Source organism: Longimicrobium terrae, assembly GCF_014202995.1.
GTDB lineage: Bacteria > Gemmatimonadota > Gemmatimonadetes > Longimicrobiales > Longimicrobiaceae > Longimicrobium > Longimicrobium terrae.
Genome location: NZ_JACHIA010000003.1, coordinates 24,513 through 38,952 on the forward strand (window position 1 = coordinate 24,513; position 14,440 = coordinate 38,952).

Consider the following 14,440-nt stretch of genomic DNA (forward strand, 5'->3'; position numbering starts at 1 on the left):
TCCCCGAACTTCTTGCGGGCGCCACAGTTGGGCGACTTCTGCCGCGACGCACCACCCAGCGTTGTGCAAGGATCGTACAACGTATGCGTTCCGAACGCGTCCGCGCGCGGACGGAATCCCCGATCCTGCCTGCTGAGATTTTAGCACCCGGCCACATTTCGCGCCAGATGCGCGGCGGGCGCGGGTCGTGCGAGAACGGCGGACCGGCGAATGGACTTCGCCGCGACTAGAACCCGGAACTCTGCTCCATGATCCGTATGGTACTTTCCGCGCTCCGTTTCGCGGGCGCCGCGCTGTTGCTCTCCGTTCTTCCCCTTGCCGCGCAGACGGATTCCGCCACCGCCGCCGTGGCCGCCGATTCCGCCGACGCCGCGGCCGACAGCAGCTGGCGCGAGCACGTGGCCGCCGGCGACCAGGCCCGCGACGCCGGCGACTGGGGCACGTGGCGCTACCACCTGGTGCGCGTGCGCGAGCAGATCGGCTATCACCCGCTCGTGGTGCTCGCCCTGGCGCGGGCGGACACGCGGCTGGGGCGCACGGAAGACGCGCTCGGCTGGCTGCGCGCCTACGCCGCCGCCGGCCTGACGCACGACCTCGCGGGCGACACCACGCTCGCCGCGCTCCGCGACACGCCGGGATGGAGTGCGGTGGTGGAGCGGCTGGCCGCCAACGCGCGCCCGGTGTCCGCGGCGCAGACTGCCTTTATCGTCCCGGACTCCCAGTTTCTGCCCGAGAGCGTGGTGTTTGACGCACGGAGCAGCCGCTTCTTCCTTTCCAGCCTGCGGCACGGGAGCATTCTCAGCTGGACGGCGGATGGCGGATTCCGCGAGTTCGCGGCCGGCGGGGGCGAACGCACGTGGTCCACGCTGGCGCTGGCGGTGGATACGCTGACGCGGACGCTGTGGGCCACCACCGCCGCGCTTCCGCTGTACGAGCGGTACCAGGCCGCGGACAGCGGAAAGTCCGCCGTGCTGGCGTACGATCTGGAGACGGGCGCGCTGCGCCGCCGCTACGACGCGCCGGAGGAAGGCCGCCACACGCTGGGCGACATGACCGTGGGCCCGGACGGCACCGTCTACGTGTCCGACGCGGACGGCGGCACCGTGTACCGCATTACGCGCGGCGGGGAGGAGCTGGAGGCGTGGGTGGGCGATGAGTTCGCGTCGCCGCAGGGGCTGGTTGCGGCGGCGGACGGCAGGCGCGTGTACGTGGCGGATTACCTGCGCGGCATCGCCGTGGTGGATACGTCCGGCGAGGAGCTGGCGTGGCTGCAGACGCCGGATTCCATCACCGTGGCGGGGATCGACGGACTGGTGCGCGCCGGGAACCGGCTGATCGCGGTGCAGAACGGCATCACCCCCAAGCGCGTGGTGGAGTTCACGCTCAACACGGCGGGCACCGCGATCACGGGATGGCGCGCGCTGGAGGCCGGCTCGCCGCTGCTGACCGAGCCGACGCACGCGGTGGTGATCGGCGGCGAGGTGTTCTTCATCCCGGACAGCGGGTGGGACCGGCTGGACGAGGCGGGGAACGTGAAGCCGGGGATGACTCTGGAGCCCGCCCACGTTCTGCGGGTGGCGCTGCCCGGGCGGTAGGAGGCGGATCAGGTGGGAAGCGGCATTCGATGACTGTCGTTCGTCGGCGGGCTGAGGCCCCTCCCCCGGCCCCTCCCCGTGCAAACTGCCGCACGGAGAGGGGAGAACTGCGGGTCTGGTGTGTTCCGGAGAGTGCCATGCGGCCGGAGAGGGCCCCCTCCCCCCAGCCCCCTCCACCCGCTCCGCGGGAGAGGGGGAGCCGTTCGGTGCCGAGGAGAGTTCGGCGCGCGATGCACACCGCGGTCGTCCGTTGCGGTTGAAGCCCCGAACTCAGCGCGAATAGCGGCGTGTCGGGGGTTCCCGCTGGTTGAGCGGCGGATTCATTCGCTCTCGCCCGGGGAGGGTGGGCCGGTGGTGCCGGCCCGGGTGGGGGCCGCCCTGGGCTCCGCCATCCAAAATCGACTGTGATCATCGACAAAACAGAAGCGGCGGCACCCGATCCGGGTGCCGCCGCTTCTGCTCATCCCTCCACCTTCGATCAGGCGCAGCCGCAGCCGGGCTGGCGCAGGCCGGCTTCCTCAAGCGCGGCTTCTTCGGCCGTGGGCGCCACCCAGCCCTGGTTCAGCTCCAGCATGCGGCGGAGCGAGAGTTCGGCGCGGGTGCGGATCTCCTCATCCAGCACCAGCTCGTACTCGCCGTGGTCCAGGCACCAGGCCAGCTTGGCCAGCGTGTTCACCTTCATGTTGCCGCAGATTGCGGCGCCACTGAGGGGAACCAGCGTCTTTTCCGGAAAGCGCGACTTCAGCCGGTCCACGATGCCGCGCTCGGTGCCGAAGATCACTTCGTCGTTCTCCTCGGCGATGCCCACCATCGCCGCGGTGGAGGCCACCACGTCGGCGTGGGCCAGCAGGTCCGCCCGCGCCTCGGGGTGGATGACGACCAGCGCGCGCGGATGCTTCTTCTTGGCGGCGGCCAGTTCGTCCATCACCAGATCGTCGTGCACGTAGCAGTAGCCGTCCCAGGCCACGATGGTGCCCGGCTGCACCGCCCCGCCCTCGCGCCCGGCGATCACGTACGGGCGCCCCGACTTTTCGGCGGAGTACTTGGCCAGGTTGCGGTCCGGCACGAACAGGATGGTGCGGTCCGCCGGAATCGTGTTCACCACCTGCACCGCGTTGGCGCTGGTGCAGCAGATGTCGCTCTCCGCCTTGACCTCGGCGGTGGAGTTCACGTAGGACACAACTACCGCGTCCGGGTACTTCTGCTTGAGCCGGCGCAGCGCGTCGCCCGTGACGAAGTCGGCCATGGGGCAGCCGGCGCGCAGGTCCGGCATGAGCACCGTCTTGTCTGGCGACAGGATCTTGGCCGTTTCGGCCATGAAGTGCACGCCGCAGAAGACGATGACGTCGGCGTCGGTGCGCGCGGCCTCCTGCGAGAGCCCCAGCGAGTCACCCAGGTAGTCGCTGACTTCCTGGATTTCCACGCGCTGGTAGTTGTGCCCCAGGATGACGGCGTTCAGCTCGGTCTTGCGGCGCCGGATGCGCTCGGCCAACTCCTCGCGGGAGAGGCGTGCGTACTCCAGCGGCGTGCGAAGGGTGTCGGCGATCTGGATCATGCGCACCTCGGCGGCTGAACGCGGTCGGAAGATTTCCGTCCACCGTAACGCCCGTCTCGCGGGCGGCGACTTTCCGGTCACTGTTCTCGTGTTGAGAACGTTCTGAATATACACACTTGTCTCCCGAAAGCAACACCGGGGCCGCGCGCGACAGTGAGTGTGCATCGCCGTCCGTGCGGGACGGGCATTCCAGCGCGATCAGGCGGCCGGCCACGGTTCCATGCGCGCTGTCGATCAAAGGTGTATTTGGAGATCGGCAGCCGCTCCCCCCACCAGGCTCCCGCCCGAGGCGTCATCCTGAGCGAGCGTGCGCCGGCCTCTCCATCGCGCCGAGTCATGCGCGACCGAAGGATCTACCATCCGCCGAGCCAACGTCGCGCATCCCACGCCCGTTCTCGCGGGAGCAGATCCTTCGTCCGGACGCGAGCCCGTCCACGGGGGGAAAAGAGAAGGGGCCCCGCGGCGTGTGCCGCGGGGCCCTTGCCCATCATCCAGCGTCGTCGTTCGCGGAGATCAGACCGTGAACGAGCTTCCGCAGCCGCAGCCGCCGGCGGCGTTGGGGTTGTTGAAGGTGAATCCGCTGCCCTGGAAGGTCGACACGTAGTCGATCTCCGTGCCCTGCAGGTACTGCAGGCTGAACGGGTCCACGAACAGGCGAATGCCCGCCGATTCAAGGATCATGTCGTCCTCGCCGGCTTCATCCTCGATGTTCAGGCCGTACTGAAAGCCGGAACATCCGCCGGGAAGCACGCCCACGCGCAGGCCGGCCGTCTCGGCGGCGCCCTGCTCTTCGATGTACCGGCGCACCTCGACGGCGGCGGTCTCGGTCAGAAGAACCGGGCTCGCGGGAGCCTCGGTTTCGATCGTGTTGGTCTGCATGGCCTTCACCCCACCGTTGGGAGGTTTGCTGCGGGCCGCGCCAAGTCCCGCTCTGATGGCAGCTTGTACGCACCGGGAACCAGCAGGTTCCGCGCCGCGCCGCCGCCTTGACTTCATCAAGTATATCGAGAAGAACCTGAGAATCAACCTCCCCGCCCCGCCGCGCCCCCCATCCACCGAACGTCCGTGCCGTGCGATGCCGCGGGGCGCGGCGGAGGCGCGGGCCCGGCGGGGGGGTTATCTTTGCGGCTCGCCTCAGAATTCCGTGAGATTCCGGACCCGTCGTGCCCAGCCGCTCTGCAGATCCGCCGATGGACCGCGAGGCCGAAGCCGTCGCGGATACGCCCGAGCTGCACGGGGAAGTCGCGCCGGCCGCCGCCCCCGGCCGCTTTCGCATGACGCCGGGAATGCGGTACATGGCCGCGGGCGCGTTCTGCTTCAGCCTGATGAGCCTGCTGGTAAAGCTGGCCGGGGCGCGCCTGCCCACCCAGGAGGTGGTGATGACCCGCGCCATCGTCACCATGATCCTGAGCATCGCGCTGCTGCGCCGCGCCCGCGTTCCGCCGTGGGGCACCCGGCGCGGGCTGCTGACGCTCCGCGGCGTGTTCGGGTTTCTGGCGCTTTCCTGCTTCTACCACTCGCTCACGCACCTGCCCATCGCGGACGCCACGGTCATCCAGTACACCAACCCCGTGTACGCCGGACTGCTGGCGGTGCCGCTCCTGGGCGAGCGGCTGCGCCGGCGCGAGGTGCTGTCGGTGGTCTTCAGCATGATTGGGGTGCTGCTGGTGATGCGGCCGGCGTTTCTGTTCGGCGGATCCGCGCACGAGCTGCCGCCGGTGACGGTGATCATCGGGCTGCTGGGAGCGATGTGCAGCGCGGCCGCGTACATCACCGTTCGCAAGCTGGGGCGCACGGAGCACCCGGCCGTCATCATCTCGTACTTTTCGGTGATTTCCGTCATTGCGTCCGTTCCCGTGGCGCTGCCGGGATGGATCTGGCCGACGGCGACCGAGTGGCTGGTGCTGATCGGGATCGGCGTGACGACGCAGCTGGGGCAGACGTGTCTGACGCACGGGCTGCGGATGGAGCGCGCGGGGACGGCGACCGCAACAGCGTATCTGCAGATCGTGTTCGCCGCGCTGTGGGGCGTGCTCTTCTTTTCGGAGGTGCCGGACGCGGGGACGCTGCTGGGCGCGGCGGTGATCGTGGGGAGCACGCTGGCGCTGGCGCCGCGCGGAAAACCTGCCGGGCACACGACCGTCGACGCCGCCGACCAACTTGCGACGAACCACGACAAGCACCGGGATCGCAACGAGATGCGGAGCGCGGCCTCAGATTGAGCGCGAGATGACCCGCCGCGCATCCGGCCCCCAAGTCGATGCGACCGCCCGACGAAGTCGCCGCAGCAAATCTCCGGGGCGACGCGATCGAGCGGCAAATCGACGCAACAGGATCAACGACGGCAGGTAGTCGGGCGACCGCAATCCCTGGGTGTTCGGGCGAGAGGAGCGAGGGAGCGACGGAATGGGCGCGTGGCGGGCATCGTGAGCGGATGAATCCGCCGCTCCAGAAGCGCCAAGCCCCGACTCACGGCCGCTGACGCGTCCATGATCGGGGCTTCAACGGCATCGGGCGGATCCGGCGTGAAGTTCTCCCTCTCCGTGCGTCTGTTTGCACGGGGAGGGCCGGGGAGGGGCCCGCGAGGCGTGGGTAGCAGGCCGAACTCATCGTCCACACCGCACGGCTCCCCCTCTCCCGCGGAGCGGGTGGAGGGGGCTGGGGGGAGGGGGCCCTCTCCGGACGCACCTCAACCGTCCACTCACAGCTACCAGCCCCCGGGCGGACCATCCACGGCCGCACCGAATCCGCCCGCAACCGAACCCGCGCGGTCACTCAGGGCTGGAAGACGGAGAGCAGGCTGGAATAGTCGTCCGTCCACGGCTGAATGGCGCGTTTGTCGAGCGGCTTCCAGCGGGAGTCGGCGTGCAGCACCATCAGGTCGTTCTCCGAGCGCGCCACCGCGATCCACGACGCGATGGATTCGTAGCGCTCGCGCTTGCCCGTGGGCCCGGTGCTGATCACCGCGGCCAGCCCGCGCTCCCGCGCCAGCGCCGCCACTACCGGCTCCAGGTTCAGGTAGCGGTTGCTGATGTGAATCCCCAGAATCCCGCCGGGCGCCAGCCGCTGCATGTACGTCGTCATCGCCTCGCGCGTCAGCAGGTGCACGGGGATGGCGTCGGAACTGAACGCGTCCAGCAGGATCATGTCGTACTGCTTACCCGCCGCCTGCGCGAGCGAGAGGCGCGCATCTCCCAGCACCACGCGCTTGGTGGCCGGCGCGTCGGAGTAGTATGAGAAGTAGCGCCGGTCCGTCGCCATGTCGCGCACGTGCGGATCGATCTCGTAGAACGTCCAGTCTTCCCCCGCGCGGGCGTACGCCGCCAGCGTTCCCGTCCCCAGCCCCACCACCGCCACGCGCCGCCTGCCCGCCCGGTCCTCCGTGGCGGCAAACATCTGCCCCATGGGCCCGCGCCGCAGGTAGTACGTGATGGGCTCCCGCCGCAGCGCCGGCGTCAGGTTCTGCGCGCCGTGCAGCGTGCTGCCGTGCCGCATGGTGTGCCATCCCGCCGGGTTGGCGCGAGATCCCCCCGCCTTGAGGATGCGGAACCGGCCGTAGAACGACCGTTGCTCCAGCAGCACGCCGGGCTCGCGCATGGCCTTGGCGGTGCTGTACAGCATCACCGCGCCCAGGCATGCCGCCAGCCACACCGGCGTGCGCCCCAGCCCCGTGGTGACCAGCCCCACCAGCAGCAACGCCAGCCCCGCGAACAGCACGGTATTGACCTCGCCGTTCTGCGACGCCAGAAAAAGCAGCGCCAGTGCCAGCCCCGCGGCGCGCAGCCCGGCCCACAGGTTCTTTTTCCATCCAAGCGCTTCCGGCCACGGGCGCGCCAGGCAGGCCAGCACCAGCGCCAGCGAGTACTCGTACACGTTGTTGAAGATGACGGGTGCCACCAGCACGTTGAAGATGCCGCCCAGCACGCCGCCCACGCTGATCCACAGGTAGAACTCGGTCAGGTGGCTCACCGCCGGCCGCCGCCGCGCCAGTTCCCCGTGGCAGACCAGCGAGGTGATGAACAGCCCGCCCAGGTGCAGTGGAATGGCCCCGATCGCGTCTTCCACGAAGCCGCTCAGCAGCAGCAGGACCACGACGGCCAGCACCACGGGCTGCAGCCGCACCATGTGCTCGTGCGGAAAGAAGGGCCGCCGCGCGAACGCCAGCGTAAAGGTCAGCAGATACAGGGCGAGGGGCAGAACCCACAGCAGCGGCACCGGGCTGAGGTCCGTGGTGATGTACGTCGTCAGTCCCAGCAGGTACGTGGACGGAACGAAGGCCAGGAACACCCAGATGGCCCGCTCCCGCGTGGTCACCGGCGCCCCCGCCACCGCAGCCGGAGGCGCGGAGTCCGCCGCGGCGGGCGCGGGCGCGCGGCCGGTGCGCCAGATCCACGCGGTGCACCCGGCGATCCCCAGCATCAGCACGCCGAATCCCCATCCCCACGTCACGCTCTGCCCCGCCAGCCTCATCCGCGGCTCCATGAGGGCGGGATAGGCCAGCAGCGAGATCATGCTGCCCAGGTTGCTGGCGGCGTACAGCGGATACGGATCCGCCGCGTGCCGGTGGCCGCTGTGCGCGAACCAGCGCTGCAGCATGGGTCCCGTGCCCGCGAGGACGAAGAAGGGCGGGCCGACCGTCACCAGCATCGTCCCCAGCAGCCAGGGGATGGGTGCGGCCCCGCCCTGCGGCGCGCGGCCGGCGACGGTGATGGGCAGAAGCAGGAGGGTGCAGGCCAGCAGGCACAGGTGCAGAATGGCCTGCGAGCGCGCGCTCAGGTGGCGGGTGGTGAGGTGCGCGTAGCCGTAGCCGCCCAGCAGCGCGGCCTGAAAGAAGAGCATGCAGGTGTTCCACACCGCGGGCGAGCCGCCCAGCAGCGGAAGCACCATCTTGCCGAACATCGGCTGGATGAGGAACAGCAGAAACGCGCTGAGAAACACCGACGCGGTGAACGTCGCCACGACGGCCGCCGAGCGGACCCGCACGGCCGGGGGAACGGGCGGCGGCGGGGGCGGCATGATGGAAAAGCGACCGGCCGCGGGCGCGGGCTGCTGCGTGCTCACGGGCGTACCGTTGCGCAAAGGACGAAGTCGGTGCGGCGAAGGCGCTGATCTTCGCGCGCGCGCCGGAGCCCGTCAAGGCGGGACGGCTCGCCCGCTCGCCGTCCCCGCGCCGCTCCTGCGATTACCCGGACTGCTTCCAGCTTTCCAGGCTGACCGTCCGCGCCGCGTCCAGGAAGTCGGCGACCGCGGCGCCCGCCTCGTCCAGCAGCTCCGGCTTTTCATCCCGCACGCCGCGGTGCACGGCGGCCAGCACCTCTTCGGTGAGAATCACGAACTCGCGGCGGAGCTCGTCCTCGCTCCACCCCAGCCGGCGGCGCTGCGTGCCGTGCCGCTCCGCCACCGTGCGCTGGATGGCGCTGCCGTCGCGCACGTGCCGCGACTCGCCCGCCTGCTCCAGTTCCAGCCCGCGGAACGTGTCCGCCAGGTCGGAAAGAAAGGTGGCCAGGTGGTCCTCCAACTCCACCGCGCCCAGGGTGTGCGCGGAAGGCGTGGCGGGGTCGCTGCGCAGCCGGGCCACGTAGCCGTACAGGATGCGCTCCAGCTCCACGATGATGGCGTCGCGCACCTTGCGCAGCAGCGCCGGCCCGTCCGAATCCACCGTGCCGCCGCCGCTCAGCCCGGACGGCACCGCGTCCTCCGGCGCCGCCGGGAGCCAGACGAAGAACGAACTCCCCGCCCCCGGCTGGCTGCGGACGGTCAGGTCGCCGTCCATGAGCCGGGCCAGGCGCTTGGCGATGGTCAGCCCCAGCCCCGTGCCGCCGTGCTGGCGGGTAAGGGCCATGTCCGCCTGCTCGAACGGCTCGAAGATGGCGCCCAGCCGCGCGGGCGGAATGCCCTGCCCCGTATCCTCCACCCGCACGTACACCCACGGCCCCTCGCCGGGAAGCATCGCGCCGGGGTCCGGCTTTACGGACGTGCCCGCGCTCACGGTGATGCGCCCGCCGGCCGGGGTGAACTTGACCGCGTTGGAGAGGAGGACGACGAGGATCTGCCGGACGCGGTCCTCGTCGCCGTGGTACGGCAGGTCCGACGCGAAGCCCGACACCGAGTCGTTGATGAGCACCCCCTTGGCCTGCGCCTGCATGCGCACCATGTCCAGCGCCGCGTCGATGGGCGGGGCCAGGCGCCCGGCCCGGCGGCTGAGCGTGACGCGGCCGGCGTCCAGGCGGGAAAAGTCCAGCACCTCGTCCACGATGCCCAGCAGGTGCAGGTTGCTGCTGCGGATGCGGGCCAGGCGGTCGCGCTGCTCGTCGTTCAGCGGGCCGGAAAGCCCCATGTCCAGCAGGTCCGCGTAGCCCATGACCGCGTTGATGGGCGTGCGGATCTCGTGACTCATGGTGGCCAGGAACAGGCTCTTGGCGCGGTTCGCCTCTTCCGCCTGGCGGCGCGCCTCTTCCGCCGCGTCGCGGGCGGCCTTGAGCATGGCGTCCGCCGCGCGGCGGGCGGTGAGGTCGCGCGTGACCTTGGCAAAGCCCAGCAGCCGCCCCCCGCCGTCGCGCAGGGCGGTGAGGGTGATGCCGCCCCAGAAGGTGGAGCCGTCGCGGCGGACGCGCTCGCCCTCACCCGTATACTCGCCAGTTTCCGCGGCGATCTTCAGGTGCGACTCCGCGGTGCCGTCCTGCGAGCCGTAGTCCGGATACAGAAGGCGGAGGTGCGAGCCGTGCGTCTCTTCCCGCGTCCACCATTTGATCAGCCGCGCGCCCTCGCCCCAGAAGGTGATGACGCCGTCCGCATCCATCAGAAAGATCGCGTAGTCGCGCACGCCGTCGGCCAGCGCGGCGAACGCCCGGTGCGCCAGGTCCGCGCCCGAGATCCCGTTCGGCGGACCGGCCGCCTGGCCACCCGCGTCACGAATCTTTGCGGCGCGGCGGAAGGCCCGTTCGCGTTCGCGGGCTTCCGGGGATTGTCCCTCGGGTTCCGCGTGAGCGGGGGCGTTACTGCGTTGCAGGGTCTGCGGATCGTCCATCCGGAAGCTCGCGGTCGCGGGGCGCGGCGGCCCCCATGCATGCGGGTGATCTGCTGATCGGGGCGGCGTTTGCAGAACCTGCGCCAAGGCTGCTGGAGGCGTCCCGGGATGCGAAACGCGCATTCGCCGCACCGGGGAGCGCCACGGCCGGCGGGAGATTCCGGGGCGACGGTGCCGGTGCGGCGGGTGGATTGGCGCCAGATGATCCGAGCGGGTACCTTCGTTGCCGCCCCACGGCCGCCCTGAATCCGACCCGGCTCACGCGCCGCGGCTCCGCATCCAGGTGATCGTTCATCCAGCCCGTCCATCATTTCCCAGCAGGAGAATCGAGCATGGCCCGCGCATGCAGCCGACGCGCTTTTCTGTCGTTTGCGATCTGTCTCGTACTGGCCGGCTGCGGCGGAGGGGACGGGCCCACCGAATCGGCCCCGGCGGCCAAGACTTCCAAGCTGGACGGTGAGTGGCGCGGAAAGGTCGACGAAGCGACGCTGTACCTGAGGCTGGCGGAGAGCCCGAACGGAAGCGTGGTGGGCGGACTGGGCAACCTTTCCGTGGTGCCCACCTTTCTGGAACTGAGAGTAGCGTCCAGCAGCTACATGCATCCGGACCTGTCCATGGTGCTCTCTTCGCCGGGGTACGAGCCCCTGAACTTCCGGGGCCAGCGCGTGCGCGACAACGTGATCAAGGGCAAGGTGAACGGATCGGGGTACCGCGACATCTCGGTGACGCTTACCCGGGAGTAGGCGGCGCCGTCTGCGGCGGAACGTTCCGCTTCGCGGCACGAGGGATGGTCGTGGCGGATCAGGGGAGCAGGCCTTCCCGTCCACTTAGGGATGGCGCGCGCGACGCATTCGCGCGTCGCGCGGACGAACGTGCGTCACAAGTCCGCTCCATGAACCCGGACGGGCACTGCCCTTGCCATCCTCGCGCGCGGGAACACGCACTACACCACCAGACCATCGAGGCACGTGGACATCAGGGTTCTGCCCGGGCGGCGCTCGCCGCTGGGCGCGACGTGGGACGGTGAAGGCGTCAACTTCGCCCTGTTCAGTGAAACGGCCACCGGCGTGGAAGTCTGCCTGTACGACATCGGCGACCCCACGCACGAGACGGCCCGTGTGCGCCTGCGCGAAGTAACCGCGCACGTGTGGCACGGATACATTCCGGGCCTGAAGCCCGGCCAGCTGTACGGATTCCGCGTGGACGGCGCGTACGATCCGTCCAACGGCCTGCGCTTCAACGCCACCAAGCTGGTGCTGGATCCGTACGCCAAGGCCGTCGCCGGCAAGGTGGACTGGGACCACCCCGTCTTTGCCTACGCGCTGGGCGGCGAAGAAGGCGACCTGGCCCGCGACGACCGCGACAGCGCCCAGGGCATGCCCAAGGGCGTGGTCATCGACGACCAGTACGACTGGGAAGGCGACCGCCCGCTGCGCACCCCCTGGCACCGCACCGTCATCTACGAAGCCCACGTGAAGGGGCTCACGATGCGGCATCCGGACGTGCCCGAGGAACTGCGCGGCACCTACGCCGGGCTCGCTCATCCATCCATCGTCAAGCACCTGCAGGAGCTGGGCGTGACCGCGCTGGAGCTGCTGCCGGTGCACGACTTCGTGGACGACAGCTACCTGAAGGACAAGGGGCTCACGAACTACTGGGGATACAACACGCTCAACTTCTTTGCCCCGGACGCGCGCTACAGCGGCAGCGGCGACCGCGGCGGGCAGGTGAACGAGTTCCGCGACATGGTAAAGGCCATGCACCGCGCCGGGATCGAGGTCATCCTGGACGTGGTGTACAACCACACCGCCGAGGGAAACCACCTGGGGCCCACCCTGTCGTTCAAGGGAATCGACAACGAAGCGTATTATCGGCTGATGCCGGAAAAGCGCTTCTACATGGACTACACGGGCACGGGCAACTCCATCAACGCCCGCCATCCGCAGGTCATCAAGCTGGTGAACGACTCGCTGCGCTGGTGGGTGCAGGAGATGCACGTGGACGGCTTCCGCTTTGACCTGGCCTCCACGCTGGCGCGCGAGGAGCACGCGGTGGACCGGCTGTCGTCGTTCTTTGACGTCATTCACCAGGACCCGGTGCTCAGCGAGGTCAAGCTGATTGCCGAGCCGTGGGACATTGGCGAGGGCGGCTACCAGGTGGGCAACTTTCCGGTGCTGTGGACGGAATGGAACGGCAAGTACCGCGACGCCGTGCGTTCCTACTGGCGCGGCGAGCCCAGCACCGTGGCGGAACTCGCGTACCGGCTGACCGGGAGCAGCGACCTGTACGGCGAGGACGGGCGGCAGGCGTACGCCAGCATCAACTTCATCACGGCGCACGACGGCTTTACGCTGCACGACCTTACGGCGTACGACAGCAAGCACAACGAGGCCAACGGCGAAGACAACCGCGACGGCCACGACCACAACATCAGCCTGAACTTCGGCGTCGAGGGCCCCACCGACGACCCGGAGATCATTGCCCAGCGCGAAAAGCAGAAGCGCAACTTTCTGGCGATGCTGCTGCTGTCGCAGGGCGTGCCCATGATCTGCGGCGGCGACGAGATCGGGCGCACGCAGAGCGGCAACAACAACGCGTACTGCCAGGACAACGAGATCTCGTGGCTGGACTGGGAGCTGGATGACCAGCGGCGCGACCTGCTGGAGTTTACCAAGCAGGTGGCCACGCTGCGCCGCGAGCACCCCATCTTTCGCCGCCGCCGCTTCTTTCAGGGGCACAAGATCCGCGGCTCGGAGCTGGAAGACGTGTCGTGGCTGCGCCCGGACGGGCAGGAAATGGATGATGACGACTGGAACGCGCCGCTGGAGCGCGCCTTCGGCATGATGCTGGGCGGCGACGCCATGATGGAGTGGGACGATGCCGGCGAGCGCGTGTACGACGACACCTTTCTGCTCCTGTTCAACGGGGCGCCCGAGCCGGCGGAGTTCGTGCTTCCCGCCACGCCGGTGCAGGCGCGCTGGGAGTCGGTGATTGACACCGCGCACTCCGCCGCCGACCAGCCGCGCGACACGCTGGACGTGGGACAGGCGATTGAGCTTCCCGGCCGTTCGCTGCGCGTAATGCGGCGCGTGGCACCGGACGGCGGACCGGCCGGCGCGCACAGCGACGCGGAGTCCGAGGCCGCCGCGGCATAACACCAACTGCTTTCACGCGGAGGTCGCGGCGATCGCGGAGGTCGCGGGGGGAACAGCAACAGATCGGGATCACGCAGAGGAGCAGAGCAGCAGAGAACAACAAAAGGCCACGTTCTTGTTCTTTCTCTGCTCCTCTGCTGCTCTGCGTGAGACCTGTCGTTGATCTTTTCCTCCGTGACCTCCGTGCATCCTCCGTGACCTCCGTGTGAAACGGCAGTTTCCGGGAAGTGCACGAGACGCGAAAAGGGCCGCCGATCTCCAGGAGACCGGCGGCCCTTCCGTTCATCGAACCCGCCAAGAATCAGGCGCGGATGCGTACCTGCACCGGCCGCGGCAGAACGACGTCGCGCGAGGTGGTGCGGTTGGCCACCGTCTGCTGGAACCACTGCGGGTTCCGCGGATCACCGCCGTTCACCATCACCAGACGCGCAAGCTCCACCGCGTCCTCGTTGCGCATGCGGATGCACCCGTGCGAACGCGCGTTGCCCAGCGAGCTGATGGCGCCGCTGCCGTGGATGTAGTAGTCCGGCTCCTGAAAGAACATCTTCACCCGGCCCATGGGGTTGCCCGGAGAGCCCGGCGCCTCGCGCTTCTTTCCGCGCGCCCAGCTCGAAGCCGGCGGCGTCCAGCTGGGATTCCAGATCATGTGGCGGATGCGAAACGATCCCTGCGGCGTGGGATAGCCGTCTTCACCCACGGACACGGGAAAGCGCCGCACCACGCGCTCGCCGCTCATCACGTACAGCGCGCGGTCCGAGACGTCCACCGTGAGCGCGAAGCCCTCGATGCGCGCCGCGGGCTGTGCAATCGCCTGCTCCACCGACGACACGATCAGCCCCGAGTCGCGCACCGCGCTCTGCGCGTTCGCCGCCACCGGAGCCATCACCAGCGCCGCCGCAACCATCCAACCGCTCTTGTTCCAGATCCGCATCGCCTTGCTCTGCTTTGAGTTGGCCTGACCTCACCTGTTCCCGGAAGAGCCAGGATCGTGCCAGGGACCAGCCTGCCATGGGCTGACGACGGTCCGCAAACCCCCGTCACCCCGCTTCCATCCGCCCCTGCACGGAAGCCGGTCAGGTAGCAATCTGACATCCACATCCAACTTCTG

General features: G+C 69.2%; 9 protein-coding genes. 4 read left to right on the forward strand and 5 right to left on the reverse strand.

What is annotated here, in order from left to right:
- Positions 1-248 precede the first annotated feature (248 nt).
- Positions 249-1,595 (forward strand): SMP-30/gluconolactonase/LRE family protein, encoded by a 1,347-nt coding sequence (locus HNQ61_RS06210; RefSeq protein WP_170036311.1) that lies wholly within the window; start codon positions 249-251, stop codon positions 1,593-1,595.
- A gap of 478 nt (positions 1,596-2,073) precedes the next feature.
- Here HNQ61_RS06210 and nadA read toward each other — a convergent pair whose 3' ends face one another.
- Together nadA and erpA are read right to left on the reverse strand one after the other, a co-directional pair.
- A complete protein-coding gene (nadA, locus tag HNQ61_RS06215; protein ID WP_170036309.1) occupies positions 2,074-3,150 on the reverse strand; it encodes a quinolinate synthase NadA in 1,077 nt (358 codons plus the stop codon).
- Positions 3,151-3,663: 513 nt separating this feature from the next.
- Entirely contained in the window at positions 3,664-4,029 is a 366-nt protein-coding gene (gene erpA / locus HNQ61_RS06220; RefSeq protein ID WP_170036307.1) for an iron-sulfur cluster insertion protein ErpA, read from the reverse strand.
- Positions 4,030-4,340: 311 nt separating this feature from the next.
- Here erpA and HNQ61_RS06225 point away from each other — a divergent pair, with 311 nt between their 5' ends.
- Positions 4,341-5,372, forward strand: a complete 1,032-nt coding sequence (locus HNQ61_RS06225) for a DMT family transporter (protein WP_184430710.1) — start codon at positions 4,341-4,343, stop codon at positions 5,370-5,372.
- 553 nt (positions 5,373-5,925) lie between these two features.
- On the opposite strand, the gene HNQ61_RS29505 is transcribed toward HNQ61_RS06225, so the two are convergent.
- Both HNQ61_RS29505 and HNQ61_RS06235 read right to left on the reverse strand, forming a co-directional pair.
- On the reverse strand, positions 5,926-8,211 hold the full coding sequence (locus tag HNQ61_RS29505; protein WP_170036303.1) for a fused MFS/spermidine synthase: 2,286 nt from the start codon (positions 8,209-8,211) through the stop codon (positions 5,926-5,928).
- Positions 8,212-8,332: 121 nt separating this feature from the next.
- Complete coding sequence (locus HNQ61_RS06235) at positions 8,333-10,177, reverse strand: PAS domain-containing sensor histidine kinase (protein ID WP_170036302.1); 1,845 nt, start codon at positions 10,175-10,177, stop codon at positions 8,333-8,335.
- 332 nt (positions 10,178-10,509) lie between these two features.
- On the opposite strand from HNQ61_RS06235, the gene HNQ61_RS06240 reads away from it, so the two are divergent.
- Both HNQ61_RS06240 and glgX read left to right on the forward strand, forming a co-directional pair.
- A complete protein-coding gene (locus tag HNQ61_RS06240; RefSeq protein WP_170036300.1) occupies positions 10,510-10,920 on the forward strand; it encodes a hypothetical protein in 411 nt (136 codons plus the stop codon).
- A 225-nt stretch (positions 10,921-11,145) separates the two neighbouring features.
- Positions 11,146-13,332, forward strand: coding sequence for a glycogen debranching protein GlgX (glgX, locus tag HNQ61_RS06245; protein ID WP_170036298.1), 2,187 nt, complete (start codon positions 11,146-11,148; stop codon positions 13,330-13,332).
- Between the two features lie 301 nt (positions 13,333-13,633).
- Here glgX and HNQ61_RS06250 read toward each other — a convergent pair whose 3' ends face one another.
- On the reverse strand, positions 13,634-14,263 hold the full coding sequence (locus tag HNQ61_RS06250; protein WP_170036296.1) for a L,D-transpeptidase family protein: 630 nt from the start codon (positions 14,261-14,263) through the stop codon (positions 13,634-13,636).
- Between the last annotated feature and the right edge of the window lie 177 nt (positions 14,264-14,440).

What these genes read in the sequence shown, in the direction of transcription:
- HNQ61_RS06225 (WP_184430710.1), top strand. Translation starts at nt 4,341, where the DNA reads ATGGACCGCGAGGCCGAAGCCGTCGCGGATACGCCCGAGCTGCACGGG.
- HNQ61_RS06240 (WP_170036300.1), top strand. Translation starts at nt 10,510, where the DNA reads ATGGCCCGCGCATGCAGCCGACGCGCTTTTCTGTCGTTTGCGATCTGT.
- nadA (WP_170036309.1), bottom strand. Translation starts at nt 3,150, where the DNA reads ATGATCCAGATCGCCGACACCCTTCGCACGCCGCTGGAGTACGCACGC.
- HNQ61_RS06210 (WP_170036311.1), top strand. Translation starts at nt 249, where the DNA reads ATGATCCGTATGGTACTTTCCGCGCTCCGTTTCGCGGGCGCCGCGCTG.
- HNQ61_RS06250 (WP_170036296.1), bottom strand. Translation starts at nt 14,263, where the DNA reads ATGCGGATCTGGAACAAGAGCGGTTGGATGGTTGCGGCGGCGCTGGTG.
- erpA (WP_170036307.1), bottom strand. Translation starts at nt 4,029, where the DNA reads ATGCAGACCAACACGATCGAAACCGAGGCTCCCGCGAGCCCGGTTCTT.
- HNQ61_RS06235 (WP_170036302.1), bottom strand. Translation starts at nt 10,177, where the DNA reads ATGGACGATCCGCAGACCCTGCAACGCAGTAACGCCCCCGCTCACGCG.